20 protein-coding genes are annotated in these 26,597 nt (G+C 65.8%); 13 read left to right on the forward strand and 7 right to left on the reverse strand.

Annotation, left to right across the window (positions count from 1 at the left end):
* On the forward strand, positions 1 to 970 hold a 970-nt coding region (locus tag ACCC94_RS09240; RefSeq protein WP_413349080.1), incomplete at its 5' end, for an acetyl-CoA C-acyltransferase.
* A gap of 10 nt (positions 971 to 980) precedes the next feature.
* Positions 981 to 2,108: an acyl-CoA dehydrogenase family protein gene (locus tag ACCC94_RS09245; protein WP_413349081.1), complete on the forward strand. Its 1,128-nt coding sequence runs from the start codon at positions 981 to 983 to the stop codon at positions 2,106 to 2,108.
* A gap of 366 nt (positions 2,109 to 2,474) precedes the next feature.
* Here ACCC94_RS09245 and ACCC94_RS09250 read toward each other — a convergent pair whose 3' ends face one another.
* The gene (locus ACCC94_RS09250; protein WP_413349082.1) at positions 2,475 to 3,407 is read right to left on the reverse strand and encodes a LysR family transcriptional regulator; all 933 of its coding nucleotides are present in this window, start codon (positions 3,405 to 3,407) and stop codon (positions 2,475 to 2,477) included.
* A 167-nt stretch (positions 3,408 to 3,574) separates the two neighbouring features.
* Between ACCC94_RS09250 and ACCC94_RS09255 the strand changes: the two genes are divergently transcribed.
* A complete protein-coding gene (locus tag ACCC94_RS09255; RefSeq protein WP_017518017.1) occupies positions 3,575 to 4,804 on the forward strand; it encodes an acyl-CoA dehydrogenase in 1,230 nt (409 codons plus the stop codon).
* A gap of 218 nt (positions 4,805 to 5,022) precedes the next feature.
* Here ACCC94_RS09255 and ACCC94_RS09260 read toward each other — a convergent pair whose 3' ends face one another.
* The 3 genes from ACCC94_RS09260 to ACCC94_RS09270 form a co-directional block, all read right to left on the reverse strand.
* On the reverse strand, positions 5,023 to 5,223 hold the full coding sequence (locus tag ACCC94_RS09260; RefSeq protein ID WP_413349083.1) for a hypothetical protein: 201 nt from the start codon (positions 5,221 to 5,223) through the stop codon (positions 5,023 to 5,025).
* Positions 5,189 to 6,232, reverse strand: a complete 1,044-nt coding sequence (locus ACCC94_RS09265) for a TerC family protein (RefSeq protein ID WP_413349084.1) — start codon at positions 6,230 to 6,232, stop codon at positions 5,189 to 5,191. Before ACCC94_RS09265 ends, ACCC94_RS09260 begins: the two co-directional genes overlap by 35 nt.
* 211 nt (positions 6,233 to 6,443) lie before the next feature.
* The gene (locus ACCC94_RS09270) at positions 6,444 to 7,826 is read right to left on the reverse strand and encodes a substrate-binding domain-containing protein (RefSeq protein ID WP_413349085.1); all 1,383 of its coding nucleotides are present in this window, start codon (positions 7,824 to 7,826) and stop codon (positions 6,444 to 6,446) included.
* 199 nt (positions 7,827 to 8,025) lie between these two features.
* On the opposite strand from ACCC94_RS09270, the gene ACCC94_RS09275 reads away from it, so the two are divergent.
* The 4 genes from ACCC94_RS09275 to ACCC94_RS09290 all read left to right on the forward strand — a co-directional run bounded on the left by ACCC94_RS09275 (position 8,026) and on the right by ACCC94_RS09290 (position 13,028).
* The gene (locus tag ACCC94_RS09275) at positions 8,026 to 8,268 is read left to right on the forward strand and encodes a hypothetical protein (RefSeq protein WP_413349086.1); all 243 of its coding nucleotides are present in this window, start codon (positions 8,026 to 8,028) and stop codon (positions 8,266 to 8,268) included.
* A gap of 143 nt (positions 8,269 to 8,411) precedes the next feature.
* On the forward strand, positions 8,412 to 10,733 hold the full coding sequence (locus ACCC94_RS09280) for a hypothetical protein (protein WP_413349087.1): 2,322 nt from the start codon (positions 8,412 to 8,414) through the stop codon (positions 10,731 to 10,733).
* Positions 10,734 to 10,969: 236 nt separating this feature from the next.
* Complete coding sequence (locus tag ACCC94_RS09285; protein ID WP_413349089.1) at positions 10,970 to 11,593, forward strand: response regulator; 624 nt, start codon at positions 10,970 to 10,972, stop codon at positions 11,591 to 11,593.
* Between the two features lie 118 nt (positions 11,594 to 11,711).
* Positions 11,712 to 13,028, forward strand: a complete 1,317-nt coding sequence (locus ACCC94_RS09290; protein WP_413349091.1) for a hypothetical protein — start codon at positions 11,712 to 11,714, stop codon at positions 13,026 to 13,028.
* Positions 13,029 to 13,086: 58 nt separating this feature from the next.
* Here the strand turns inward: ACCC94_RS09290 and xthA are convergent, their stop codons facing one another.
* Positions 13,087 to 13,899: an exodeoxyribonuclease III gene (xthA, locus tag ACCC94_RS09295; RefSeq protein ID WP_413349092.1), complete on the reverse strand. Its 813-nt coding sequence runs from the start codon at positions 13,897 to 13,899 to the stop codon at positions 13,087 to 13,089.
* Positions 13,900 to 14,030: 131 nt separating this feature from the next.
* On the opposite strand from xthA, the gene ACCC94_RS09300 reads away from it, so the two are divergent.
* From ACCC94_RS09300 to ACCC94_RS09320, 5 genes are all read left to right on the forward strand, one after another.
* Positions 14,031 to 14,678 carry a GNAT family N-acetyltransferase gene (locus tag ACCC94_RS09300; protein WP_413349094.1) on the forward strand — a complete coding sequence of 216 codons (648 nt, stop codon included), beginning with the start codon at positions 14,031 to 14,033 and terminating at the stop codon, positions 14,676 to 14,678.
* 80 nt (positions 14,679 to 14,758) lie between these two features.
* The gene (locus tag ACCC94_RS09305) at positions 14,759 to 16,486 is read left to right on the forward strand and encodes an autotransporter assembly complex protein TamA (RefSeq protein ID WP_413349096.1); all 1,728 of its coding nucleotides are present in this window, start codon (positions 14,759 to 14,761) and stop codon (positions 16,484 to 16,486) included.
* Between the two features lie 14 nt (positions 16,487 to 16,500).
* Positions 16,501 to 20,166: a translocation/assembly module TamB domain-containing protein gene (locus ACCC94_RS09310; RefSeq protein ID WP_413349116.1), complete on the forward strand. Its 3,666-nt coding sequence runs from the start codon at positions 16,501 to 16,503 to the stop codon at positions 20,164 to 20,166.
* Between the two features lie 241 nt (positions 20,167 to 20,407).
* Positions 20,408 to 23,125: a magnesium-translocating P-type ATPase gene (gene mgtA / locus ACCC94_RS09315; RefSeq protein WP_413349097.1), complete on the forward strand. Its 2,718-nt coding sequence runs from the start codon at positions 20,408 to 20,410 to the stop codon at positions 23,123 to 23,125.
* A 95-nt stretch (positions 23,126 to 23,220) separates the two neighbouring features.
* Positions 23,221 to 24,027, forward strand: coding sequence for a substrate-binding periplasmic protein (locus tag ACCC94_RS09320; protein WP_413349098.1), 807 nt, complete (start codon positions 23,221 to 23,223; stop codon positions 24,025 to 24,027).
* A gap of 12 nt (positions 24,028 to 24,039) precedes the next feature.
* Here ACCC94_RS09320 and ACCC94_RS09325 read toward each other — a convergent pair whose 3' ends face one another.
* A complete protein-coding gene (locus ACCC94_RS09325) occupies positions 24,040 to 24,507 on the reverse strand; it encodes a thermonuclease family protein (protein ID WP_413349099.1) in 468 nt (155 codons plus the stop codon).
* Between the two features lie 67 nt (positions 24,508 to 24,574).
* Positions 24,575 to 25,567, reverse strand: a complete 993-nt coding sequence (locus tag ACCC94_RS09330; protein WP_413349101.1) for an aldo/keto reductase — start codon at positions 25,565 to 25,567, stop codon at positions 24,575 to 24,577.
* A 115-nt stretch (positions 25,568 to 25,682) separates the two neighbouring features.
* Here ACCC94_RS09330 and ACCC94_RS09335 point away from each other — a divergent pair, with 115 nt between their 5' ends.
* Positions 25,683 to 26,582 carry a LysR substrate-binding domain-containing protein gene (locus tag ACCC94_RS09335; RefSeq protein ID WP_413349102.1) on the forward strand — a complete coding sequence of 300 codons (900 nt, stop codon included), beginning with the start codon at positions 25,683 to 25,685 and terminating at the stop codon, positions 26,580 to 26,582.
* The last annotated feature ends 15 nt before the right edge of the window (positions 26,583 to 26,597 follow it).

Consider the following 26,597-nt stretch of genomic DNA (forward strand, 5'->3'; position numbering starts at 1 on the left):
CCAGCACGGCCTCGCGCGTGGCACACCGTGCTCCACGGTGAACAAGATGTGCGGTTCGGGCATGAAGGCCGCGATGCTGGCCCACGACGCCATCCTCGCCGGCAGCGCCCGCGTCGCCCTGGCCGGCGGCATGGAGAGCATGTCCAACGCGCCGTTCCTGCTGGACCGCGCCCGCAGCGGCTACCGCATGGGCCACGGCCGGGTGCTCGACCACATGTTCCTCGACGGTCTCGAGGACGCCTACGACAAAGGGCGCCTGATGGGCACCTTCGCCGAGGATTGCGCCGAGAAATACTGTTTCACCCGCGAGCAGCAGGACGACTACGCCATCGCCTCGCTGACCCGCGCGCAGAAGGCCATGAGCGAAGGCCGCTTCAAGGACGAGATCGTCGCGGTGACGGTCAAGTCCGGAAAGGAACTGCGCGCCATCAGCGAGGACGAGCAGCCGCCGAAGGCAAAACTCGACAAGATACCCACCCTGAAACCGGCCTTCCGCGACGGCGGTACGGTGACGGCGGCCAATGCCAGCTCCATCTCCGACGGCGCCGCCGCGCTGGTGCTGATGCGCCTGTCCGAAGCCGAGAAGCGTGGCCTGACGCCGCTGGCGGCGATCCGCGGGCATTCGTCCTACGCCGATGCGCCGAACCTGTTCCCAACCGCCCCGGTGGGCGCGGTGGAGCGCCTGATGCAGCGTACCGGCTGGGCGCTGGGCGACGTCGATCTGTTCGAAGTCAACGAGGCCTTCGCCGTGGTTGCCATGGCCGCCATGCGCGACCTCGACATTCCCCACGACAAGCTCAACGTCCACGGCGGCGCCTGCGCCCTCGGCCACCCCATCGGCGCCTCCGGCGCGCGGGTGATCGTGACCCTGTTGTCGGCGCTCAAGCAGTACGACCTCAAGCGCGGCGTCGCCTCGGTGTGTATCGGTGGCGGTGAAGCCACGGCCATCGCGGTCGAGCGTCTGGTCTAAGGAGCGAGAGATGATCCCCAGCGAAGAAGACATCCAGATACGCGACGTTGCCCGCCAGTTCGCCCAGGAACGGCTCAGGCCTTTCGCCGCCGACTGGGATCGCGAGCACCGTTTCCCGGCCGAAGCGCTGAAGGAAATGGCCGACCTCGGCTTCCTCGGCATGCTGGTGGCCGAGGAGTGGGGCGGCGCACAGACCGGCCACCTGGCCTACGCCATGGCGCTGGAGGAAATCGCCGCCGGCGACGGCGCCTGCTCGACCATCATGAGCGTGCACAACTCGGTGGGCTGCATGCCCATCGCCAAGTTCGGCAACGACGAGCAGAAGCGCCAGTTCCTGGTGCCGCTGGCCCGTGGCGAGATGATCGGCGCCTTCGCCCTGACCGAGCCGCAGGCCGGCTCCGACGCCAGCTTCCTGAAGACCCGCGCACGCCGCGACGGCGATCACTACGTGCTGAACGGCAGCAAGCAGTTCATCACCTCCGGCAAGCATGCGGGCCTGGTGATCGTCTTCGCGGTGACCGATGCGGCGGCGGGCAAGAAGGGCATCAGCGCCTTCATCGTGCCCACCGATACCCCCGGCTACCGCGTGGTGCGCGTCGAGGACAAGCTCGGCCAGCATGCTTCCGATACCTGCCAGATCGCCTTCGACGACGTGCGTATCCCGGCCGGCTACCGGCTGGGTGAGGAGGGACAGGGGTACGCCATCGCCCTGGCGAATCTCGAGGGCGGGCGCATCGGCATCGCCTCGCAGGCGGTCGGCATGGCCCGCGCGGCCTTCGAATACGCCCGCGACTACGCCCACGAGCGGGAAACCTTCGGCAAGCCGATCATCCAGCACCAGGCGGTGGCCTTCCGCTTGAGCGACATGGCCACCGAGATCGCCGTGGCGCGGCAGATGGTCCACCACGCCGCCAGCCTGCGCGAAGCCGGCCTGCCGTGCCTGACCGAAGCCTCGATGGCCAAGCTGTTCGCCTCGGAGATGGCCGAACGCGTGTGCTCCGCGGCGATCCAGACCCTCGGCGGCTATGGCTATCTGCAGGACTACCCGGTGGAGCGCATCTACCGCGACGTGCGCGTGTGCCAGATCTACGAAGGCACCAGCGACGTGCAGCGGCTGGTGATCGCGCGGAGTCTTTGAAGGGTTCGCCGGCAGACCCCGGCCTGTTCGTTGGACAGGCACTTCGGCAGGGCGGGGTTTGCGGGTGGCTTGCTTTTCTGTAGGAGCGAGCTTGCTCGCGAACAATGCTCGCTGGGGATTTCTCGGCTGGGCGGTTCGCGAGCAAGCTCGCTCCTACAGCTCCGACGGTCGCTGGAGTTACCTGGAGGAGCGAATCTTATCCGCGATCCGGCCGGCAGGCCGGCCACAACGTCTGTCCCGGCTTCGCCGGGTTTCGCGGAGAAGCTCCGCTCCTACAAAAGCCGATGCGGCGCAGGATGCCAGGAATGGCCAACGTAGGATGGCGTGGAGCGAAGCGATACCCATCGATGGGTATCGTCCGAAACATCAGGTGCGCTCTGCCGCCTCGCGCGCTTCCCGTGCCGTCACCTGCTGGCACAGCTCGATGATCTGCTCGCGCATCCAGCGGTTGGCCGGGTCCTGGTCGGTGCTTTCGTGCCAGTACAGGTGGGTTTCCAGCTTGGGCACGTCGTTCACCGGCAGGTCGACGAAATGCAGGCCATGGTGGCGGGCGAAGCGCTCGGGCACGGTGACTACCATGTCGGTCTGCTGTACCACGGTGGAGGCCATCAGGTAGTGCTGCGAGCGCAGGGCAATCTTGCGCTGCAGGCCCATCTTGCCCAGTGACAGGTCCACATAGCCCAGGCCGCTGCGGCGGCTGGAAATCTGGATGTGCGCCACCGACAGGTATTCCTCCAGCGTCAGCTTGTCCTTGGCCAGCGGGTGGCCCTGGCGCATGGCGCAGACGTAGCGGTCCTCCATCAGCTTGACGTGGCGCACCTGCGGATCGGTATTCAGCGGCGCGTCCACGGCGAAGTCCAGGCGACCGGCGGCCAGCTCCTTGGTGGTCTCGCGGCGCTTGGAGAGGAAGCTCTCGATGTGCACGTTCGGCGCCAGGCGGCGCAGGCGCTGGAACAGCGGTGGCAGGACGATGGCCTCGGTGAGGTCGGTCATGCTGATGCGGTAGGTCTTGCTCGCCTGGGTCGGCGTGAAGGTGCGGCTTTCCTGCACCGAGACGCGCAGCAACTGCAGCGCGTTGCGCACCGGCCCGATGATGTTCTGCGCCATGGGCGTGGGCACCATGCCCTGCGCGGTGCGCACGAACAGCGGGTCGTTGAAGGTCTCGCGCAGGCGGGCGAGGGCGTTGGAAACAGCGGGCTGGGTAATGCCGACTATCTGTCCGGCGCGGGTCAGGTTGGCTTCGGTGTAGATCGCGTCGAAGACGATGAACAGGTTCAGATCGACCTTGCTGAGGTTCATTCCAGGGCTCCGCTTGTAGTTGTTCTGCGGCCGATCATACCCGAACGAACGCTCAGGTCCATACGGGTTATGAATGTTCATTGATTCGGATAATAGGCTGGGTAAATGCCTTGGGCTGTTCTAGCATCATCACCACACAAACAACCGCCGCCAGAAGGTTAGCCCCCATGGATTTCGCTTATTCCGCCAAGGTTCAGGACCTGCGTGAACGCGTTACCGCGTTCATGGATGCCTATGTCTATCCCGCCGAGAAGGTGTTCGAGGAGCAAGTGGCGCAGGGCGACCGCTGGCAGCCCACGGCCATCATGGAAGAGCTGAAGGCCAAGGCCCGGGCCGAGGGTCTGTGGAACCTGTTCCTGCCCGAGTCCGAACTGGGCGCCGGCCTGACCAACATGGAATATGCGCCGCTGGCGGAAATCATGGGCCGCTCGCTGATGGGTTCCGAACCCTTCAACTGCTCCGCCCCGGACACTGGCAACATGGAAGTGCTGGTGCGCTACGGCACCGAAGAACACAAGCGCACCTGGCTGGAGCCGCTGCTGCGCGGCGAGATCCGCTCCGCCTTCGCCATGACCGAGCCGGGCGTGGCTTCCTCGGATGCCACCAACATGGAAGCCAACGCGGTGCGCGAGGGTGACGAGTGGGTCATCAACGGCCGCAAGTGGTGGACCTCCGGCGCCTGCGATCCGCGCTGCAAGATCATGATCTTCATGGGCCTGACCAACCCGGACGCGCCGCGTCACCAGCAGCATTCGATGATCCTGGTCCCCACCGACACCCCCGGCGTGAAGATCCTCCGCCCGCTGCCGGTGTTCGGCTATGACGACGCCCCGCACGGCCATGCCGAAGTGCTCTTCGAGAACGTCCGCGTGCCCTACGAGAACGTGCTGCTCGGCGAAGGACGCGGCTTCGAGATCGCCCAGGGTCGCCTCGGCCCGGGCCGTATCCACCACTGCATGCGCTCCATCGGCATGGCCGAGCGCGCGCTGGAACTGATGTGCAAGCGCTCCGTCAGCCGTACCGCCTTCGGAAAGCCGCTGGCGCGCCTGGGCGGCAACATCGACCACATCGCCAACTCGCGCATCGAGATCAACCAGGCTCGCCTGCTGACCCTCAATGCCGCGTACATGATGGATACCGCCGGCAACAAGTTCGCCCAGAGCGAGATCGCGCAGATCAAGGTGGTGGCGCCGAACGTCGCGCTGCAGGTGATCGACCGCGCCATCCAGATGCACGGCGGCGCCGGTGTCTCCAACGACACCCCGCTGGCGTACTTCTATGCCATGCAGCGCACCCTGCGCCTGGCCGACGGCCCGGACGAAGTGCACCGCGCGGCCATCGGCAAGTACGAGATCGGCAAGTACGTGCCGCGTGATGCGCTGCGCAGCAGCCGCTGATCCCAGGCAACCATGAAAAAGGCCCGCTGATGCGGGCCTTTTTCATTGGCTCGGGTCAGAGGGTAGGGCGCATAACGCCTACGGCGTTATCCGCCATCGACGGCTCCGGCGGATAACTCGTTCCGGGTTATGCGCCCTACATGCTCTTCGTAGGAGGGAGCTTGCTCGCGAACAGCCTCCGCCAACGAACAAGGCCAGCTTGCGCTGGCCTTGTTCATTCATTGCACGGGAGCAGGCTCCGGCCCGTCGCTCTTCGCCTGCTGCTCGAGCAGCCACTGCCGTCTCGTATGCAACTGGGCGGCGAAGGCGCGCGCGGCGGCCTCATGGGGAAATCGCAGCGCGCGTCGACCGAGGCGGACCTGCCAATAGGCCCGGCCGCGAAACTCAACGGCTTCGATCCTCACCTCCAGCGCTTGCATGGGTCCTCTCCTGGCTGACGATTTCCAGCGGCTCCTCGCTGGATCGGCGGGTCTTGAGCAAGGATAGCAGTATGCCACCCGCCAAAAGGCCGAAGGTTACGCCAAGCGACAGGGCGGCGGGAACCTTGCCGATGAATCCGTGCAGGAAAATCTTCGTGCCGATGAACACCAGCACCAGCGCCAGGGCGTACTTCAGGTAGACGAAGCGGTGGATCATCGCCGCCAGCGAGAAGTACAGGGCGCGCAGGCCGAGGATCGCGAAGATGTTCGAGGTGTAGACGATGAACGGGTCCTGGGTGATGGCGAAGATCGCCGGCACGCTGTCCACGGCGAACACCAAGTCGGCCAGTTCGATCAGGATCAGCGCCAGGAACAGCGGAGTGGCATAGCGCACCAGCTTGCCCGAGGCATCGGGCATCTTCACGAAGAAGTGGTGCTCGTGAATGGTGTCGGTCATGCGGATGCGCTTGCGCAGGAACTTCAGTACCGGGTTGTTCGCCAGGTCCGGCTCGTCGTCATGCCTGCTGAACAGCATCTTCACGCCGCTGAACAGCAGGAAGGCGCCGAACACATACATGATCCATTCGAATTCCTTCACCAGCGCGGCGCCCAGGCCGATCATCAGCGCGCGCATGACGATGGCGCCGAGGATGCCCCAGAACAGCACCTGGTGCTGGTAGCGGCGGGGGATGCCGAAGAAGCCGAAGATCATCGCCATGACGAACACGTTGTCCATGGACAACGACTGTTCGACGAGGAAACCGGTGTAGTATTCCACCGCGCTGGTGGCGCCGAACTCGTACCAGACCCAGCCGCCGAAGGCCAGGCCGCAGGCGAAGTAGCCGGCAGAGAGCATCAGGCTCTCGCGCACGCCGATCTCATGGTGATCGCGTTGCAGGACGCCCAGGTCGAGTACGAGCAGAAGAATCACGATGGCCAGGAAGGCCAGCCAGAACCAGGTGGCGGTTCCGAGGAATGGTTCGGTCAAAAAGGCGTGCAGAGCTGTCATGTGGCCCCTCCCTTAGTGTCGTTGTCGAAAAGTGACTCCGACATGGCGGTTGGCAACCGTCAGAGGGGCCCGGCGTCACTGGCGCGAAAATAGCAGAGCGGACGCCTCAGGCAAGCGGTGGAACGTAACAAGTTCCTACATGAATTCGAGACCGAGGAGTCAGCGCCCGACAGAAATCTGGATGCTGATCCTCGGAAAGAGTTCAGGATCTTCAGTAAACCCAGACCTCCACGCGGCGATTCTTCACCCGGCCGTCGTTGTCGCTGTTGGCCGCCACCGGCAGGGCATCGCCCATGCCGCTGATCTCGCGGAACATCACGCCTTCCTTCGCCAGCTCGCGGCGCACGGCCATGGCGCGCAGCTTGGAAAGCAGCTCGGCGCGGGCCGGGTCCTGCTTCGGATCGCCGAAGCCGACCAGCACCGCCTGCTTGTTCATCTTGCCGTTGTGCTGCAGGTAGGCCAGCAGGCGGTCGATGTCACGCTGGGCCTTGTTGTCCAGGGTGGCGCTGCCCTCGCGGAAGCGGAAGTTGACCGACAGCCGCTCGGCGTCGCGCGCCAGGGCCTGGTAGTTCTCCGGCATGCTCGCGCGCGGCGCCATCTTCACCGCCTGCACGCGCTGGCCGACGAAACCGCTGGCGCTTACCAGGGCCTGGCCCTTGTCGCCCTGGGCGAACTGCAGCAGGGCGCGGGCCCAGCGGTTCGGTTCCTCGGGCTTCATATAAAGGAACAGGCGCCGCGACAGCGGGTAATCCTCGGTGGCGATGAGGGTGGCGGACGGCGGCATGGCCTGGGAGTCGCCATCGGCGATGCGCAGGGCCTTTGACTTCTGGATCGACGACAGGCCGACGAAGCCGATGCCCTGCGGATCCTTGCTGACCTCCGCGGACAGCTGGTCGCTGGACTCGAAACGCTGCACGCCGTTTGCCAGCGCCTTGCCGTGGCTGGCGAGGACCAACTCCTTGAAGGTATCGAAGGTCCCGGAGTTGTCGTCGCGGGAATACAGGTGGATCGCGCCGCCGTGCCCGCCGATTTCTTCCCAGGTCTTCACCTCGCCGGAAAAGATCTTCGCCAGCGTATCGGTAGTCATCTCATCCAGCGGGTTGGCCGGGTTGACGATGATCGCCAGGCCGTCGATGCCTATCACCTGTTCGGCCTTGGCGCTGCGCAGGTTCCCCGATGCCGAAAGGCCCGCGACCTCCGCGTCCTTGATCGGGCGCGAGGCGGCGGCCAGCTCGGCGCTGTTGTCCTTGAGCGCGACGAAACCGGTGCTGGAACCGTGGGCTGCCAGATCGACGATGGCCTCCTTGCCTTCCGGGCTGCGACCGATGATGCGCTGCTCGTTCTCCGCCTTGCCCGGTTTGGCGCTGACATCGCTGTAGCCCTCGCTGACCAGCAGGCCCTTCACCAGCTCCGGCAGCAGGTGCGCGCCGATGGTGTTGGAGCCCTGGATGCGCAGCACCGGCTCACCGCCCTGGGACGAGGGCAGGGCGGCGAATGCCGACCAGGGGAACGCGTAGCAGATGAACGCGATGGTGAGCCAGGCGATGGTCACGGGCCAGGGTTGGGCGTCGCTGGGGCTCGACTTGTACTGCATGGGTCAACTTCCATTTTGAGGCATCGTTGGCGCGGCAGATTAAGTCGGAATCATTGCATCGATATGACGCCTGGCTGCAGGGCAGGGCGGTTTGCGCGGCCTTCAGACATGACCGATGGATTGCAGGACATTTCCCATTTCGACGCCCTCCGGCCCGGGGTTATACAGGGCGCCCGATACGGCCATGCCGGAGAACGAGATGGACGAGATTTTCGATTTTGCGTCGGTGCTGATGAAGCTGGTGCTCATCCTGCTGGTGATGCTGATGGCCGGCTCACTGGTCATTGCCCCTGACAGGACACTGGCCGTGGCGCCCGCGATGCTCCTGCTGGTGGTCCCGCTGTTCGTCCTGGTGACGGTGCTGGACCTCGCCGGCGTCGTGCAGCGTATTTCCGCCAACAGGCTGGCCAGGAAGAGCCAGCCTCACTGGAGCCACGACTGAGGGGGGATTGCGCGAGTTGCTGACGCATGAGTGCTGACGGAGTGATAGGAAAAATCTCCCGGCTCATCAGGAAAGCCTGATAACACCGGTTTTCCGCCCAAGCGAAACTTGCGCCGTTTCAACGTCCCCGCCGGAAAGTGATCATGACCCAATCCCATAGCGCGCCAGCTCAGGCTGGCACCGAGCATCGCGTCAAACCGACCGCGCTGGCCCTGCATGTAGCCTCCGCCGCATCCTGGGGACGTCCCTGGCGCCGCCGTGCACTGAGCCTGCCGGCACCGCGGGCCTTGACCTTCCAGGGCATCCGCCTGCCGCTGCAGCCGTTGCGCTCCTGGCTGCACCTGTTGTCGAGGGCCGGAATGCTGGGTGTGCGTCCGCCTGCGCCTGCGGCGAACGTGCTGCGCCGGCCGGACGACGAGGATGACGATGCACCAGCCAGGATCGATGACCTGGGTTTCGAATTGTCCACCGAGATGATCCTGGACTTCGCGCACTTTGCTCGTCAGTCGCGGCTCAATGACGCCGCTGGCCAGGCGTCGGCGGAGCCCGGGGTGGAAGCTCCCGGCGATGCTGAACCGTCCGCCCCGGCATCCAGTGCCGGGATTGACGAGTTGCATGCGCTGGGCATGGCCGACAGTGTTCCGCTGGACTCCGTGGATCAGGACTTCCTGAATGCTGGCGCATCGGTGCCGCAGGATGCGCCCGACGCTGCTCCCGCTCCGCAGGAGGAGGTCGCGGAGCTGCACGCAACCTTGGAGCAGCCCGTCGCAGTGGATGAGCTTGAGCTTGAACCAGCCGAGGTCAGCCAGGACGTGCCCGCCCGGCAGGAGGAAATCCTATCGGAATCGTTCGCGCAGGATATCCAGGTGCGCACTGACGTTGCCGGTGTCGCCACACCAGAAGCCGATCACCCGGCGGAGCCGCCCTCGCTCGAAGTGGCGCAAATCGTTCCTGCGATCCCTCTGAATGAATGGCAAGTGCCGTCCGCGCCTGTCGTCGAGCCGCCGCAACAGGAAGTGATCCATCAGGAAGTGCAGGAAATGGAAGTGCCCGTGGTAACGACAGAGATTGAGCCTGAAGCGGAGATTCCTGAGGTCGCCGCAGAGAGTGACGCTGTGAGCGAGACGTTGCCCGAGCCGCCGCGCGAGGATGTACCGGAAGCACCCAAGGTGGCGGCTCCGACCCTTGTCGTCAGCGGTGTGCGTATCGCCAGGAAACCCGTCCTGCGCTCGCGACCACCCGTGGTGCCGGAGCCGGCCGCACCGTCCGGCGATATTGCAGAGCCGGTAGTTGTCAGCGAGCCCATGGTCGAGGTCCTGAACGAGCAGGACCTGCCGCAGGTCATGGTGGCATCCGACGTATCGGATATGGCCGCCCCGGAAACCTTCGCAGCGAGCGAGGCCAGCAGCACTACAGAAGCCCTGGCGCAACCTCAGCCGGAAGTGGCAGTCGCCGAGCCCGGGGCCGAAGGCGCGGCGGCCGTCCTGTATTGGGAGCCTGCGCAGTCGTCCCGGCTGCTCGATATGGCCTGCGCAGACGCCGAGGCATTCCCCGCGATCGAGGAGGCGGCCGAGCCTGACGAGTTCGGTTTCGAGCCGATGATCGCGAGCCTCGAGGATGCGTTGGCTGTGCTGGCGGCTGCCAGTGTCGTCCACGACGAGCCTGCGATTGCGGCGGCGTCGCGCATGACGCAGAGCGACACCGCCACCCGGGCCGCCGAAGACCGGCAGGCCGACGACAGTAACCTTGAAGCGGTGCTTCAGGGCATCTTTATCCAGAAGGAAACTGAAATGACCGACATGCGCGATGAGTCAATCGTGGACGACGCACGGAGCACTGCACCTGTCACCTCGGTGGAGTTGCAGGAAGTAGCAGCCACCCTGAGCGTGCCTCAGCTCGAAGCCGACCCCGACGACGTGCTGACCGATGTGCAGAGCACCCTGAACTCTCTCGCGGGCATGGCCCAGGGGCTCACCCAGCAGAAGCAGGCGGCCGGTCGCCTGCAGGAGGAGCTGGAGGAGTGGAACGCTCAACTGCAGGAGCGTGAGCGCCAGGCAAGCGACAAGGAAGAACGCCTGCTGCAGCTCGAGAACCATCTGAAGGAAGCCAAGACCAACCTGGATCGCATGGCCGCCGAAAACAATCGCCTGCTTGCCGAGCGCAGCGAAGCACTCCGGGAGCTCGCCCAGACCGTTGACCTGCGCGACAAGACCACCGTCAAGCGCGCCGAGTCGCTCCAGTTGGAGCAGCAGCGTATCGATGAGCAGGCAGCCAGTCTGCGGCAGCGCGCCAGTGAGCTGGACGAGCGCGAGAGCTCGCTCAAGCGCAAGAGCGAGGAATTGGGGGTTCGGCTCAAGCAACTGCAGAGCGCCAAGGACAAGTTCAGCGCCATCGTGAAGAGCTTCAACGAAACGGTGCAGTTCAACAGCACCCTGTCCGCCATCTCCAAGGCGGTCAACGAGTGATCGGAGCGGCCGGCGCGTCGTTGCACGCTCCGGCCGATAGTGCCTGCCGCCGCAGTAACGCCGGAGTCATGGAGTTGCCGAGACACGGATCTGTCCGGCTTCATCCAATTGACCCTGCGGTGCATTCTGCTGGTGCCGGCAAAGATTGATATGTCTGCGGGAACGACTGCTGCGGTGAATCCTCTGGATACGCCATGTCGCACCCGGCCCGCGGGGCCTTTGCTGCAAGGAGGAACATGGCCCGCATAGTGCTCATCGAGCCGTCACGAAGTGACTTCCTTACGATTCGCCGGTTCCTGCTGGACCACGGTCATCAGTGCGACGTGCATTTCAAGTTTGCGCGCCAGGCCTTGAGCTGCCTGGACGCCAGTGATTGCGACCTGCTGGTGGTGACGCTGGAGTTGCCTGACATTCATGGCATGGAGCTGGTCACCCTGTTAAGGCGTGATGGTCGGCTCAAACCGACGACCCCGGTACTGGTCTGCTCGAGCCTGGCCTCGCCATTGAATATCCAGCGGGCGATTCGCATCGGCGTATCGGGCTTTCTGCTCATGGAAGACCGCCCGACTCTTATCGGACGCGCCGTCGACGCGGTTCTCGCGGGTGGCAAGGTGTTTCCGGAACATAAGCGGTTACCAATCAATGGCAATCCTCGGCTGGAGTCTGCGCTGGTCCTCCCCACTCATCTGGTCGCGGTCCTCCACGGCTTGCGCGGCGGACGCTCGGTGGCTTCGCTGGCTCAGGTGCTGGAGCTGTCAGGAGCGAGCATCGGTCAACACAAGCGGCAACTGATGCGCAAGCTGTCGGCTGCGAACCTGGAAGAGCTCTTCTCCATCAGTGAGGAGATCGGTCTGCTCTAGCGCGGCCAGCCCGATTAGATGCCTTTGCCGACTGGCTGTATTGCCTTGCGACTCAGTCGATTCAAGCACATGGCCTTGCATAGTTTTCCTTCGCCGTTGCAGGAATTTACTGACATTCATGGTGGTTCCTGCCTGTAAGAATTCTTCCCACAACCTGCCCCGCGCCTCATCAACCGAAGAAACGCGGGACAGCCCATCGGCTCTTCCGGTCAGCTTGAACGCCATCGATCCTGGTCCCGTTCGTATCCGCGAGCGACTTTCTGGAGAGGTGTGGCTGACCACACTCAAGGTAGGACGTTTCATGACTTCAGATGCGAAGCGGTACGAAGGACATCAGGAGGTAAACACGCCAGTCATGGCCGCTCCTCAGCTGTCCGAGCAGGTCGAGGGCAGCGCCCGTCCGACATTGTCAGCGGGTTACATCCCCATTCGTGGGAACGCTTCCGCGCCCGCCGGACAGAGTACCGATTCCCAGACTGTCGAGGCCTTCGAAAGCCTCGAAAGGGACCTCGCCGATCTCGCTTCGGCCTGTTCCGGGCTCGCGGCGGTCGAGACGGTTCTCTCCGATGTCATCGATTCGCAGACGTTGATCACCGGGACCGCTTCGGCAGAGCAGCAGGCCGCCGATTCCGACGCAGCTGCAGCCCTGCTCGATTCGCTCTCACCGCTGCAGGCCTCGGACCTTGATTCCAGGTCGGTCGACGATGCCGCGATGTCCCCCTCCATTCAGCCCGTTTCCCACTTTTCCCAAGAGGAACAATCGATCATGAACGCCCAAGCCCAACCTTCCACCACCGACACCTCGAACGCCCGCCCATCGGTGGAATCCGCCGTGTCCGTACGTCAAGCCGCGGCCCTTGAAACCGATGGGGTCCTGCACGATGTGCAGTCCACGCTCGACTCGCTGGCAGGCATGGCCCACGGCCTTTCACAGCAGAAGCTGGAGATCGTGAAGATGCGCGAAGCGCTCGAGGAGCGCCGCCTGGCGACGCTGGAACGCGAGCGTCAACTGGTCGAGCGGGAGGAACGTCTGGGGCAACTGGAGCAGCGTCTTCAGGAGGAAAAACAGGGCATCGAGCGTGTAGCCGAGCACAATGCCGCCGTGCTCGCCGAGCGCAGCACCGCCCTCCAGGCGCTGGCGGAAACCGTCGACAGCCGTGACCGCGCCACCACCAAGCGTGCCGAAGTGCTGAGCCAGGAGCAGCAGAACATCGACCGTCAGTTGAACCAGTTGCGCGCCCGGGTTCAGGAATTGGACGAGCGCGAGGCCGGACTGCAGCGCCAGGGCTCCGAGCTGGCGGATCGCTTCAAGCAACTGCTCGACGCCAAGGAGCGTTTCGGTGCCATCGTCAAGGGTTTCAACGAAACCGTACGCTTCAACACCACTTACAGTGCCATCAGCAAGACGGTAGGAACCGGCGCGGAAGAAGCCTGAATCGTCGCCGCGAAATGAAAAAGCCCGGCATTGGCCGGGCTTTTTCCGTCGGTCCTGGTTACTTCAGTTGCAGCCAGATCGGCGCATGGTCCGAAGGCTTTTCCATGCCGCGGATATCGTAGTCCACGCCGGTATCGGCGATGCGGCCGCGCAGGGCCTCGGAGGCGAGGATGACGTCGATGCGCAGGCCGCGCTTGGGCGTGTCCTCGAAGCCGCGGCTGCGGTAGTCGAACCAGCTGAAGCGATCGTCCACGCTGGGGTTCTGCAGGCGGAAGCTGTCCAGCAGGCCCCAGCCTTTCAGGCGCGCCAGCCACTCGCGTTCTTCCGGAAGGAAGCTGCACTTGCCGGTCTTCAGCCAGCGCTTGCGGTTCTCTTCGCCGATGCCGATGTCGCAGTCTTCCGGCGAGATGTTGATGTCGCCCATCACCACCAGTTGCTGGGTGGGTTGGAAACGGGTTTCCAGCAGGTCCTGCAGGTCGGCGTAGAAACGCTGCTTGGCCGGGAATTTCACCGGGTGGTCGCGGCTCTCACCCTGCGGGAAGTAGCCGTTCATCACGGTGATCAGCTCGCCGTTGGCATCCTTGAAGGTGCCCCAGATGAAGCGGCGCTGGGAGTCCTCGCCGTCGTTGGGGAAGCCGCGCTGCAGTTCCAGCGGTTCCTGGCGGGAGAGCAGGGCGACGCCGTAATGACCCTTCTGGCCGTGGTAGTGCACGTGGTAGCCGAGGGCTTCGATGTCCTCGCGAGGGAACTGATCGTCGGCAACCTTGGTTTCCTGCAGGCCGATCACGTCCGGCTGGTGGCGCTCGATGATCGCCTGGAGCTGGTGCGGTCTTGCGCGCAATCCGTTGATATTGAAGGAGACGATTTTCATCCTGGGGCGCCCTGGCAAAAGCACGATGCTAGCCCAGGTAAGCCGATCCTGGCGACCCCGGCGAGGCGCTGCTAGGGTTTCCTGGCTGGACCGCCAACCCCAGGGAACACACAACAAGAAGAGGTGTCCGCATGCCTGATACCCCCGCCGAAGTCCGCCTGCTCGACGGCGCCTACAGCCGTGAAGTCCGCTCGCTGCTCTATCACGCCTATCGCCATGAACCCACCTTCGCCTACCTGTTCGAATCCGACCGCGCGGGGTTCGACCAGCGCGTGCGCGCGACCATCCGTGAACTGGTCAACCAGCACTTCCTCGAGGAGCTGCCGGCCATCGGCCTGCTGATCGAGGATCGCCTGGTGGGCGTAGCGCTGGTCGTTCCGCCGCAACGTCGACTGGATGTCACCGAGAGCTGGTTCTGGCGCATGCGCATGCTGCTTACCACCGGCCTGGGCTGCACGCGGCGCTATCTGGATTACCACGCCGCCGTGCTCGGCTGCCTGCCGCCGGGGCCTTATCACATCCTGCCGCTGATTGGCGTGCACCCGGAGTTCCAGGGCAAGCACCTGGGCGAGCAGTTGCTCGACGCGCTCCACGCCTGGTGCGCCGAGGACGGCGGTTCGCAGGGTCTGGTGCTGGACACCGGCAACGCGCGCTACCTGGAGTTCTATCGGCGCCATGGCTACGAGGAGCTGGGAGAGGTGGCGCTGGGGCCGATCCGTGAGCATGTCCTGTTCCATCCAACCCGAGGGGGCGAGGCGGTGAAAATGTCGGCGGGATAGGCTGCGCCTCGAATCCTCAGACGCTTCCTACGGCCTGAAGGAAGGCAAAGCGGGGAAAACCCGTGCTAGCATTTCGCGCCATGAGAGTTGTCCAAGGATTGCTTGGGCTGCTGCTGGTAATGGCCTTCTGCTTGCAGAGGGCGCTGGCGGCCGAAGCCCATCTCGACGTTCGTGTCACCCCCGCCAACGCTGCGCTCAAGGCCAATATCGAGGCCTATGTGGGCAGCCTTGGCGAGCGTGATCAGGCGGCCCTGCAAAGATTCCGGCGCAATGCCGTAGAGCAGGCGCAGAAGGCCGCCCAGGCTTTGGGTTACTACCAGGCGCGCATCCGTGGCCGGGTGACCGACGACAAGGTGCCCACCCTGCGCATCAATGTTCGGCCCGGCGAGCCCATCCACCTGCGTAACGTCACCGTGCGGGTCGACGGCCCGGCAGCCAAGCTCAAGAGCTTCCGGGTGCCCGGCGGCGATGCGCTGAAACCCGGCGCACAGCTCAACCATGGCGCCTACGAGGACGCCAAGCGGCTGATCCAGAACCAGGCCTCGCGCTTCGGTTTCTTCCGTGGCCAGTTCACCCAGCAGCAGTTGCGCATCGACCCCGAGGCCGGCGTGGCGGACATCGAACTGGTGTACGCCAGCGGACCGCGCTATCGCCTGGGCAAGGTCGATTTCGCCGGCGATTTCCCCTTCGACGAGGACCTGCTGCAGCGCATGGTGCCGTTCAAGGAAGGTACCGACTACGACTCGGAGCAGATCGCCGACCTCAACCAGGCGTTGCAGTCCAGCGGCTACTTCGATGGCGTGCGGGTCGACGCCGCGCCGACCAACGCCGATGGCGAGGTGGTGCCGGTGCATGTCCATCTGGAGGCGCGCAAGCCGCGCACCATGGGGCTCGGGCTGGGGTTCTCGACCGACGTCGGGCCGCGCGCCCGGGCCACCTGGACCCGCCACTGGGTCAACCCGCAGGGACACAGCCTGGGCTTCGAGGCGGAAGTCTCCGCGCCCCGGCAGAACGTTGGCGCCTGGTACGAGATTCCGCTGGACCCGCCGCTCACCGACAAGCTGCGCTTCACCAGCGGCTATCAGTACGAAGACCTGGTGGATACCGAAAGCAAGCTGCTGACCCTGGGCGGCGAGTGGCACCACAAGCTCGGCAGCGGCTGGCAGCGGGTCGTTTCGCTGAACTGGCAGCGCGAGGAGTACAAGCTGGGCGACGACTCGGGCCTGAGCAGCTTCCTGATGCCGGGCATCGGCTACTCGATCCTCGAAGCCGACAACAAGATCGACCCCGGCAAGGGCTATCGCCTGCAATTCGAGGTGAAAGGCGCCAAGGAAGGACTGTTGGCGGACGCCGACGTCGCGCATATCAATGCCATGGCCAAGGGCGTGACCAGTTTCTGGGGAGGGCAGCGCTTGCTCGGACGCATCCAGCTCGGCGGCATCGCTACCAACGACTACAGCGCCATCCCGCCGTCGCTGCGCTTCTTCGCCGGCGGCGACCAGAGCGTGCGTGGCTACGACTACCAGACGCTGTCGCCGAAGAACTCCGACGGCGACCGCATCGGTGGTCGCTACATGGTCGCCGGCAGCGTCGAGTATCAGTACCCCATCGCCGAGCGCTGGCGCATTGCGGCGTTCGTCGACCAGGGCAACTCGTTCAACTCGCTGGACTTCCCCTCGCTCAAGACCGGTGTCGGCATCGGTATCCGCTGGATTTCCCCGGTCGGCCCGCTGCGCTTGGACCTCGCCGATGGCCTGGATGAGGACGGCGGCATCCGCCTGCACTTCTCCATGGGGCCTGAACTGTGAGCCGCGCGGGCTGGATGCGCGCGCTGCGCTGGAGCCTGGGCGGCCTGCTCGGGTTGATCCTGCTGCTGGTCATCAGCGTGGCTGCCTTGCTTGGCACGCCCGCGGGGAGCCGCGCGGTGCTGGGCTGGGTGCCGGGCCTGAGTGTCGATGAATTCGATGGCCGCCTTGCTGGCGGTTTCAGCGCCAAACGCCTGGAATGGTCCGACGGCGCCACCCACCTGGTGCTGGACCAGCCGCAGATAGACTGGTCGCCGGCCTGCCTGCTGCGCATGACCCTGTGCCTGCACAAGGTCGTGGCCAATGAAGTGCTGCTGACCCTGCCGCCGAGCGATCCGAGCGAATCGTCCGGCCCCATCGAATTGCCTGACTTGAGCCTGCCGTTGTCGCTGGAGCTGGGCGACATCCGCATCGGCCGCTTACTGCTCGACGGCCAGGAGCAACTGCGCGACGCCGAACTGGCGGCGCACTGGGACCACGAGGGCCTGCACATCGACTCGGTGAAGCTTGCCCGCGATGGTCTGAACCTGTCGCTCAAGGGCCTGCTGAAGCCGACCCAGGGCTGGCCGCTCGAGGCTGAAGGTACGCTTGGCCTGCCAGCGCCGGGCGAGAAATCCTGGACCCTGCAACTGCAGGCCAAGGGTGAGCTGATGGGCCATCTCAAATTGCAGGCACAAAGCAGCGGCTACCTGAACGGCAAGCTGGAGGGCGATCTGCAACCGCTGGCGGAGAACCTGCCGGCCACCGCGCTGGTGACCGCCGATGGCTTCAAGGCGGATGCTTCGCTGCCCGACACCCTGACGCTGAACCAGTTGCGCCTGAACGCCAGCGGCAACCTGAAGGATGGCTATCAACTCGCCGGCGCCGCCGTGCTGCCCGCCGAAGAAAGCCCGGTGGTGCTGACCCTGCGCGGGCGCGTCGACGCCGAGGGCGCGGATATCGCCGCACTGGACCTGAGCGCCGGCAAGGACCAGCGCGTGGCCGTCACCGGGCGTCTGGACTGGAAGGACGCTTTCGCCGCCAACGCCCAGCTCGACTGGCTCGACTTCCCCTGGCGTCGCCTGTACCCGCAGATCGACGAGCCGCCGGTGAGCGTGCACAGCTTCAAGGCTGAAGTGAGCTACAGCGATGGCGCCTACCTGGGTAACTTCGACGGCGCCTTCAAGGGGCCGGCCGGCGATTTCACCCTGGCCAGCCCGGTGTCGGGCAACCTTTCGGAAGTCTTCCTGCCGTCGCTGAAACTGGTGGCGGGGCAGGGCAAGGCCGAAGGGCACCTGAAGCTCGGTTTTGCCGACGCAGTGACCTGGGATGCGGCGCTCGACCTGTCCGACCTCGACCCTGCCTACTGGCTCGAAGAGATGCCCGGCCGCCTCGGCGGACCGCTGCGCAGTCAGGGCTCGCTCAAGGGCGAGGTGCTGAACCTCGACGCCAACCTCGATCTGCAAGGCCGCCTGCGCGGCCAGCCGGCCAGCTTCAAGGCGAATGCCACGGCAGCGGGGCAGGCGTGGAAGGTCGATGGCCTGGCGCTGCAACTGGGGGACAACCGCATCAGCGGGCAGGCCGAGCTGGACCAGCGGCTGTCCGGTCGCTTCGACATCGCGCTGAATCGCCTCGGCCAGCTGTGGCCACAGCTGTTTGGCCAGGTCAGCGGCCGGCTCGATCTGGCCGGTACGCTGCAGGCGCCGCAAGGGCAACTGAAACTCGACGGTCAGCGTGTCGCCTACGCCGACCAGGGCCTGCGCACGCTGGACCTGAGCGCCTCGCTCGATGCCGCCCAGCGCGGCCGGGTGAGCCTGACGGCCCAGGGGCTGCGCAGCGGCGACACGGATTTCGGAGTCCTCAAGCTGGACGGCAGCGGTGATCTTCAGCGCCAGCAGCTCGCCCTGGACCTGCAGGGCAAGCCGGTGGTGCTCGCCCTCGGCCTGGACGGCAACTGGAACGGCAAGGACTGGCGCGGGCGACTGGCCAATGGTGACATCCAGAGCGGCGGGCAGGACTGGCGCCTGCAACAGCCGGCACGTCTGGAACGCCTGGCGGACGGGCGCATCAACCTCGGCGCCCATTGCTGGGCTTCCGGCCCGGCCAGCCTGTGCATGGAAGACCAGCGGCTGATGCCCGACCCACGCCTGCGCATGCACCTGCGCGAGTTCCCGCTGGACAGCCTGGCGCGCTGGCTGCCCGACGACTTCAACTGGAAGGGCAAGCTCGACGGCGACGTGCAGCTCGACCTGCCCGCCAGCGGCCCCAACGGCTCCATCCTGATCAATGCCAACAACGGCACCCTGCGGATCAAGGAGCAGGAGGAGTGGGTCGACTTCCCCTACCAGCGCCTGCAGCTGGAGAGCCGCCTGACGCCCCGGCGCATCGACACCAATCTGCAGTTCCAGGGCGACAAGCTGGGCAGCCTGCAGGCCCAGGTCCAGCTCGACCCTCGGCCAAAAGCCAAGCCGGTGAACGGCACCTTCAGCCTCAATGGCCTGGACATCTCCATGGCGCGCCCCTTCGCGCCCATGGTGGAAACCCTCAAAGGCCACCTCAATGGCAGCGGGCAGATTTCCGGTGGTCTGTTGGCGCCGCGGGTGGACGGCGAGCTGCGCCTGAATGACGGCGAAGTCTCCGGAGGCGACCTGCCGACCCGTTTCGAGCAGTTGCAGGTCACGGCGCGGATCGCCGGCGAGCAGGTCGACCTGAGCGGCGACTGGAAGGCGGGCGAACACGGTAACGGCAGCCTGTCCGGGCGCATCGCCTGGGCCAGCGGCCTGGATGTCGACGTGAAGCTGCGCGGCAGCCGTCTGCCAGTGACCGTGGAGCCCTATGCCAACCTCGAAGTGGAACCGGATCTCGCCGTGCAGATGGCCGGTGAAAGGCTCACCGTCTCCGGCTCGGTGCAGGTCCCGCGCGGCGCCATCACCATCCGCCAATTGCCGCCGTCGACGGTCAAGGTGTCCGACGACACCGTGATAGTCGGCGCGAAGCAGGAACCGAAAAGCGCCCTGGCGCTGAACATGGACATCGATGTCAGGGTCGGCAGCGACAAGCTGACCTTCAGCGGTTTCGGCCTGAACGCGGAGCTGGCGGGCCAGGTGCACATCGGCGACAACATGGACACCCGTGGCGAACTGCGCCTGAACAACGGTCGCTACCGCGCCTATGGCCAGAAGCTCACCATCCGCCGCGCGCGTCTGCTGTTCGCCGGGCCTATCGACCAGCCGTTCCTCGACGTCGAGGCGATCCGCAGGGTTGACGATGTGGTCGCCGGCCTGCGCCTGACCGGCAATGCCGAGCAGCCGCGCAGCGAGGTGTTCTCCGAGCCCGCCATGAGCCAGCAGCAGGCGCTGTCCTACCTGGTGCTGGGCCGGCCGATGTCCAGCGGCGAGGACAGCAACATGCTCGGCGAGGCGGCCCTCGCGCTCGGCCTGGCCGGCAGCGCGCCGCTGACCGGCGAAGTCGCGCAGCGCCTGGGCATCCAGGACTTCCAGCTGGACACCGAAGGCACCGGCAACAGCACCAGCGTGGTTGCCAGCGGACAGCTGTCCGACCGTCTCAGCCTGCGCTACGGCGTAGGTGTGTTCGAGCCGGCCAACACCATCGCGCTGCGTTACCTGCTGAGCAAGAAGGTCTACCTGGAAGCGGCCAGCGGTCTGGCCAGTTCGCTGGACATCTTCTACAAGCGCGACTTCTGAGGCGGCCGGGCTTTTCGCGGGAATGAGCTGGCCGGCGAGCCTCGTTATCCGTATTGCGAGTGAGCGGCCTGATGGTCGTTGCGAGGGCTGTTCGCGAGCAAGCTCGCTCCTACAGGGGGGCCTGACACCGGGCGCAAGACAGGCCTGCCCGCGCGCTTTGCCAACCTTCATGACCCCTTAAGGTACCCGGCACAGACTCCCCCCGCCGCCGGACGACGTGGCGCACAAGGGGAAAGTCATCATGCGCCTGGACCTCATCAGGACCCACCTGCTCGAATTCATCAACAAGGGCTTCCCGGCCCGTCAACTGCGCCGGCTGGCCGCGCGAGATCTGTTGCGTGGCTCCGCCGCCGGGCGCCAGGCGCCCAACGCGCTGACATCGGCGCTGCTGGAATGGTCGGCGCTGGAGCCGTCCTCGGTGCTGGACCGCCTGCAAAGCCGGCGCGAAGGCCTGAACGAGATCGAGGCGCAGGAGCGCCGTCAGCGCGACGGCCTCAACGAAGTGGACCAGGACCGGCCCATCGGCGCCTGGATGCACCTGTGGTACTGCTACTGCAACCCTTTCAACCTGCTGCTCAGCGTGCTGGCGAGCATTTCCTGGTTCACCGGGGACGTCGAGGCCGCCGTGGTGATCGGCAGCATGGTGGGCGTTTCCACGCTGCTGCGCTTCATCCAGGAGAAGCGCTCCAACCGCGCCGCCGAGAAGCTCAAGGCGATGGTCAGCAACACCGCCACGGTGTTCCGCAGCGCCGAGGGGGACGGCCCCGCATTGCGGGTCGAGGTGCCGATCCGCGAGCTCGTGCCGGGTGATGTGCTGTGGCTGTCGGCCGGCGACATGGTGCCGGCGGATGTGCGTCTGCTCAGCGCCAAGGACCTGTTCGTCGGCCAGGCCGCGCTCACCGGCGAATCCCTGCCGGTGGAGAAGTTCGCCCAGCTGCGCGATGCCCGCCAGGGCAATCCGCTGGAACGCGACAGCCTCTGCTTCATGGGCACCACGGTGGTCAGCGGTTCCGCCCTGGCGGTGGTGATCGGCACCGGCACGCGCACCTATTTCGGCTCCCTCGCCGAGCGCGTGATCGCCAGCGACCCGACGCCCACGGCGTTCCAGACCGGGGTCAACCGTGTCAGCTGGCTGCTGATCCGCTTCATGCTGGTGATGGCGCCGGTGGTCCTGCTGATCAATGGCTTCACCAAGGGCGACTGGCTGGAGGCGTCGCTGTTCGCGCTGTCCATCGCCGTCGGCCTGACCCCGGAAATGCTCCCGATGATCGTCACCTCGACCCTGGCCAAGGGCGCGGTGGTGCTCAGCCGGCGCAAGGTGATCGTCAAGCGCCTGGACGCCATCCAGAACTTCGGCGCGATGGACATCCTCTGCACCGACAAGACCGGCACCCTGACCCAGGACCGCATCGTCCTCGAGCGCCACACCGATGCCTTCGGCCAGGTGCAGGACCGCGTGCTGCAACTGGCCTTCCTCAACAGCCACTACCAGACCGGGCTGAAGAACCTGCTGGACGTCGCCGTGCTCGAACACGTCGAACTGCGCCATGCGCTGAAAGTGGACAGCCGCTTCCGCAAGCTCGACGAGATTCCCTTCGACTTCGCCCGTCGACGCATGTCGGTGGTGGTCAGCGAACGCGAGGACAACCACCTGCTGATCTGCAAGGGCGCGCTGGAAGAGGTGCTGGCGGTCTGCGAAACGGTGGAAACCGCCGACGGCATCGAGCCGCTCACCGGGGCGCGCCTGGAGAACATCCGCGCAGTCGCCGACGGGCTCAACCAGGAAGGACTGCGGGTGGTCGCCGTTGCCACCCGCGAGCTGCCGCCGACCCGCGATGTCTACGGCGTGGCCGACGAAAGCGGTCTGTGCCTGGCCGGCTACATCGCCTTCCTCGACCCGCCCAAGGAAACCACCGCTCCGGCGTTGCGGGCGCTTGCCCAGAACGGCGTGGCCGTGAAAGTGCTGACCGGCGACAACGACCGGGTGAGCCTGAAGGTCTGCCGGGATGTGGGCCTGGAGGTCGAAGGCGTGCTTCTCGGCCCGCAACTGGACGAACTGGACGATGCCGCGCTGGGCGCTCTGGCCGAGGGCACCACGCTGTTCGCCAAGCTCACCCCCAGCCACAAGGAGCGCCTGGTGCGCGTGCTGCGCGAGCGCGGCCACGTGGTTGGCTTCCTCGGCGACGGCATCAACGACGCCCCGGCGCTGCGCACGGCGGACATCGGCATCTCGGTGGATTCGGCGGTGGACATCGCCAAGGAAGCCGCCGACCTGATCCTCCTGGAAAAGAGCCTGATGGTCCTGGAGGAGGGCGTGGTCGAAGGGCGCCGCACCTTCGCCAACATGCTCAAGTACATCCGCATGACCGCCAGTTCCAACTTCGGCAACGTATTCAGCGTGTTGGTGGCCAGCGCCTTCATTCCCTTCCTGCCGATGCTGCCGCTGCAACTGCTGGTGCAGAACCTGCTCTACGACCTGTCGCAGATCGCCATTCCCTTCGACCACGTGGATGATGAACTGCTGCGCCAGCCGCAGCAGTGGAACCCGGACGGGCTGGGGCGCTTCATGGTGTTCTTCGGGCCGATCAGCTCGATCTTCGACATCGCCACCTTCCTCGTGCTCTGGCACGTGTTCGGGGCGAATTCACCGGCGCAGCAGACGCTGTTCCAGTCCGGCTGGTTCGTCGAGGGGCTGATCTCGCAGCTGCTGGTGGTGCACATGATCCGCACCCGGCGCATTCCCTTCCTGCAGAGCCGCGCTGCCTGGCCGCTGCTGGGCATGACCCTGGCGATCATCGCCGTGGCGATCTTCCTGCCCATGGGGCCACTGGCGCATTCCTTCCGCCTGCAGGCGCTGCCCCTGGGCTACTGGCCGTGGCTGGGGGCGATCCTGCTGGGCTACATGGCGCTGACCCAGACGGTGAAGGGCTGGTTCGCCCGGCGCTATGGCTGGCAGTAATCGAAGCGGAACCAACGTGCGAACCCGATTGCCGCTGGTCACGCGAGCGACGGGTTCACTACACTCACGGCATCCGTCTTCTCCCGTCGTGAGTCGTGATCTTGCCGTCGCAAGCCCTTCGCCTGCCGTTGTTTTCCCGTGTGCGTCTCATGCGCCTGGCCCTGCTGGGCCTGGTGCTGGCCAGCGTGCCGTTGGCCGCGTGTGAAAAGACCCTGCGCTGGGACGATGACCCGCCCTTCAGCATGCAGTTGCCCGACGGCAGCATCGGCGGTCTCTACGTCGACCTGAACCGCGCTGTGCTGGAGCGCCTGGGTTGCCAGGTGCACATGGTCAAGCTGCCCTGGGCGCGGGCGCTCAAGGAGCTGGAGCTGGGCCGCCTCGACGTGCTGCCCGGTGCCTTCCGCAAGCCCGAGCGGGAGGCCTACGCCTGGTTCTCCGGCGCTCTGTTGCCGCCCTCGCGCAACATTCTCTTCGTCCGTCGCGGCCTGCCCCAGCTGGCCAATCTGCAGCAGCTTTCCGACCTGGCCGGCAGCGATTTCCGCCTCGGCGCGCAGATCGACGTTTCCTACGGCGAACCCTATCGCCAATTGATGGCCGACCCGGACTATGCCGCGCGGGTGTTCTTCAATCCCAGCCGTAGCAACCTCTGGCAGATGGTCGACAAGGGGCGCATCGACGGCATCATCGCCGACGAGCACAGTGGCCGCTACGAACTGCAGCAGTTGGGCCTGGCCAAACGCATCCTGCCCACTGCCGTGGTGGTGTCAGCGGAGTCGGCGGAAGTCGCCTTCAGCAAGCGCACCCAGGACGAGGACTTCGTTCGACGTTACGCGCAAACCCTCAGGACGCTGGTGGAAGCCGGCGAGGACCGGCGCATCCTGCAGCACTACGTGAGCAACTAGGCCCGCGCGGGATCAGGGCTTGCGCCAGAGGTTGATCCGGCGCGCCCTGGCTTCGTGTTCCTCGAACTGGTACTGGCCGACTTCCTCGGGCGTCTGCGCATCGCTCTGTCGCCAGCGTGCGAGGCCGATGCTCAGCTGTGCGCGGCCGATATCCAGGGTATGGCCGCAGGTCGGGCACTCCGCCGGGGTGACCCACACCGCCGCGCGCAGGCTGCCGTCGGGCAATGGCTCGGCATGCTTGAGGGTGGCGCTCTTGCCGAGGGCGAGCTGCACCAGCGCCGCGCGGGAGCGCTGGCCGAAAGGTTGTTCCAGTTCCGGTGCGGTGACGCCGCGCAGGTGGATGGTGGTATCTCCGCCGTCCGCGCGCTGGCAGGTCAGCTGGTCGCCGCTGAACACGGCGGTCACCTGGCATTCCTCATCCGCGGAGGCGGCGAGGGGAAGGACGGAAAGTACGAGCAGTGCGGCGGGAACGAATCGCATGGAGCCTCCGGTAGACCCCGTCAGCATAACCGCTGCGAGCGCCCACCGGAGCCCCGATGCAGAGCTTTTACTGGATCAGTGCCAGCACCTGTTCGCTGTAGCGCCCGCCGGCAGCCGCACCGGCCGGGAAGATCGCGTCCAGCTCCAGCAGTTCCGCCCGGGTCAGCTCCAGGTCCACGGCGGCGACGTTCTCTTCCAGGTACTTGCGCTGCTTGGTGCCGGGGATCGGCACCAGGTGCTCGCCCTGGGCCAGTACCCAGGCCAGCGCCAGTTGCGAGGGCTGCAGCCCGCGGGCCGCGGCCAGCTCGGCGACCTTGTCCACCAGCAGCAGGTTCTTCGCGAAGTTCTCCCCGGTGAAGCGCGGGCTGGAGCGCCGGTAGTCGTCCGGCGCGAAATCATCCGGGCTCTTCAGCGCGCCGGTGAGGAAGCCGCGGCCGAGCGGGCTGTAGGGCACGAAACCGACACCCAGGCGTTCGCAGGCGGCCAGCACGCCGTTCTCTTCCGGATCGCGAGTCCACAGCGAGTACTCGCTCTGCAGCGCGGTGATCGGGTGGACCTTGTGCGCGCGCTCCAGCGTTTCTGCCGAGGCTTCGCTCAGGCCGAGGTATCGTACCTTGCCAGCCTTCACCAGCTCGGCCATGGCGCCGACGGTTTCTTCGATGGGCACCTTGGGGTCCACGCGGTGCTGGTAGTAGAGGTCGATATGGTCGGTGCCCAGGCGCTTCAGGCTGCCTTCCACGGCCTGGCGGACGTACTCCGGGCTGCCATTGGCGCCGCGCACCTGCGGTTGCTCCGGCGTGCGCACGATGCCGAACTTGGTGGCGAGGAAGACCTGCTCGCGCTTGCCTTTCAGGGCGCGGCCAAGCAGTTCCTCGTTGGTGTGCGGGCCGTAGATGTCGGCCGTGTCGAACAGGGTAATGCCCAGCTCCAGGGCGCGGTGCAGGGTGGCGATGGATTCGGCTTCATCGCTGCCGGTGGTGTAGAAGTCGGACATGCCCATGCAGCCGAGGCCGATGGCGGAAACGACGGGGCCTTGCGAGCCCAGGCGACGGGTCTTCATGCGGGAATTCTCCGGGTGAGTAAGGGGCAGGACCATTCTTGTTGTTTGGCCGGCATGGATAAACCTGCAGATTGCGGTTTAACTATTCGCCCTGGATGAATAATCGGAGAGCGCCATGGACCGCTTGCAGGCCATGCAGGTGTATACCCGCATCGTCGAACTCAAGGCTTTCGGCAAGGCGGCGGATAGCCTGCAGATGCCGCGCGCCAGCGTGACCCAGCTGATCCAGCAACTGGAGACGCACCTGGGCGTGCAGCTGCTGCGCCGCACCACGCGGCAGGTCAGCGTCACCGCCGATGGCCAGGCCTACTACGAGCGCTGCGTGCGCCTGCTGGAGGACCTGGAGGAGGCGGAGAACTGCTTCTCCGACTCGCCCGACAATCCGCGCGGCAAGCTGCGCATCGACCTGCCCAGCTCGCTCGGACGGCTGGTGGTGATCCCGGCGCTGCCGGAATTCTGCCGGCGCTACCCGCAGGTCGAGCTGGAGCTCAGCCTGAACGACCGTCAGGTGGACCTGGTGCGCGAAGGCGTGGATTGCGTATTGCGCGCTGGCGAACTGCCCGATTCCAGCCTGGTTGGCCGGCGGATCGCCGAGCTGGAACAGCTGACCTGCGTGAGCCGCGCCTACGTGCAGGAGTTCGGCCTGCCCGGGCATCCTGATCGGCTCGAAGGGCATCTGGCGGTGAACTACCAGTCGGCTTCCAGCGGGCGCATCTTCGACCTGGAGTTCCGCTTCGACGGTCAGCTACGCACGCAACGGCTGCCCAGCCGGATCACGGTGAACCATGCCGACGCCTATATCGCCGCTTGCCGTGCCGGCTTCGGCCTGATCCAGGCGCCGCGCTATCACCTGCGCGAGGGCCTCGCCAGCGGCGAACTGCTTGAGGTGCTGCGCGACTGGCAGCCGCCGCCGCTGCCGGTGAGCGTGCTGTATCCGGTGCGCCGGCAGATGTCGCGGCGCCTGCGGGTGTTTTCCGACTGGCTGGCCGCGCTGTTCGAGGCCGGCATCGGCTGAGCCGGCATCGCGGGG

It is taken from the genome of Pseudomonas sp. Pseusp97 (assembly GCF_047304025.1).
Classification (GTDB): domain Bacteria; phylum Pseudomonadota; class Gammaproteobacteria; order Pseudomonadales; family Pseudomonadaceae; genus Pseudomonas.